Here is a 529-nt window from a genome sequence, read left to right on the forward strand (position 1 = left end):
TAAGGTGTGAGGCGCGCAATACCGAAGCTTCCGCATACCACCTTAACCACTAAAACCAACGCATAGTAAAAATGCCACGCGTGCCGAATCACTCTTGAACAATTTGTTATGTACGTGCTAAAGGTACACCACTGACTCCACATTGTTGCCCTCAGGGTCAATCAAAAACGCAGCGTAGTAGTTTGGAGCATAGTTTTTTCGTAAACCAGGCTTACCGTTGCATTTACCACCTAAAGATAACCCCGCTTGATGAAACGCAGAAACTTGTAATTTGTTTGATGCAGAAAAAGCAATATGGCACTTAGAATTACTGACGCCTTTTTCAATTAGAAACCTTACATTTGGCTCGCTCGAAAGCCCAAAGCCAGCAGCATTTTCATCTGACCACTTGAGTTCAATACCCAATGGCTCTAGCACATTCTTGTAAAACACACGACATTCTTCGAATGCAACTACCTTAATTTCAAAATGATCTATCACTCTCGATCCTTTAGAGTTGGTTACAATTTTCCTTAAAGTACATAACGCC

At 41.6% G+C, this 529-nt stretch carries 1 protein-coding gene; it reads right to left on the bottom strand.

Translation table 11 applies throughout. The features are described 5' to 3' along the window. Nucleotides 1-117: 117 nt before the first annotated feature. The gene (locus tag IQP38_RS21380) at nt 118-480 is read right to left on the bottom strand and encodes a VOC family protein (protein ID WP_193838022.1); all 363 of its coding nucleotides are present in this window, start codon (nt 478-480) and stop codon (nt 118-120) included. Nucleotides 481-529: the final 49 nt, after the last annotated feature.

Source organism: Vibrio sp. OPT41, from assembly GCF_015163595.1.
Lineage (GTDB): Bacteria > Pseudomonadota > Gammaproteobacteria > Enterobacterales > Vibrionaceae > Vibrio > Vibrio alginolyticus.